Raw genomic sequence first — 822 nt, forward strand, 5'->3', positions numbered from 1 at the left:
ACACCATCACCGACGGCGACGGCGACACCTCGACGGTGACGCTGGACATCACCGTCAACAATGTGACGGTGACGGCATCCGACACCGACGCTCTGGTCAGCGAGAAGGGCCTTGCGACGGGCAGCGACGCGGCCGGTAACAGCGAGATCTTCAACGGCGCGATCACGCCGGCCGGCGGCACCGGCCCGTACACCTATACGCTGACTTCGCCGGCCAGCGGCAGCTACGGCAATCTGGTGCTCAACGCCAACGGCACCTACACCTACACGCTGACCCAGACCTATGACGGTGCGACGACCAACAATGGCATCACCACCGAGCAGGACAAGGACAGCTTCACCTATACGGTGACCGACGCCCACGGCAACACCACCACCGGCTCCATCCTGGTCGACATCGTCGACGACATTCCGACGGCGCATGCCGACACCAACAGCGTGTCGGAAGGCGCGCAGGCCTCGGGCAACGTGCTGACGGACGGGACGGCGGACGTTCTGGGCGCCGACGGCGCGGCACCTGGCGGGGCGGTGACGGGCGTGGCAACCGGTTCGAACGTTCGAACCCGGTGAGCGGCAATCTCGGCGGAGCTGGGATCGCGGGCCAGTACGGCACGCTGGTCCTGGGCGCCAACGGCGCCTACACCTACACGGCCAACCCCAACGCGGTGACCACCAACGCGGTCGATCACTTCGTCTACACCATCACCGACGGCGACGGCGACACCTCGACGGTGACGCTGGACATCACCGTCAACAATGTGACGGTGACGGCATCCGACACCGACGCTCTGGTCAGCGAGAAGGGCCTTGCGACGGGCAGCGA

General features: G+C 66.3%; 2 protein-coding genes. Both read left to right on the forward strand.

The window, feature by feature from the left end; all coding sequences use genetic code 11:
- Nucleotides 1-569: Ig-like domain-containing protein (locus EN991_RS38220; protein WP_206519361.1), on the forward strand; the 569-nt coding region annotated here is incomplete at its 5' end.
- Nucleotides 566-822: Ig-like domain-containing protein (locus EN991_RS40185; protein ID WP_164769759.1), on the forward strand; the 257-nt coding region annotated here is incomplete at its 3' end. The genes EN991_RS38220 and EN991_RS40185, both read left to right, overlap by 4 nt.

The sequence above is a fragment of the Mesorhizobium sp. M7A.F.Ca.US.005.03.2.1 genome, assembly GCF_003997795.1.
Taxonomy (GTDB): Bacteria; Pseudomonadota; Alphaproteobacteria; order Rhizobiales; family Rhizobiaceae; genus Mesorhizobium; species Mesorhizobium ciceri.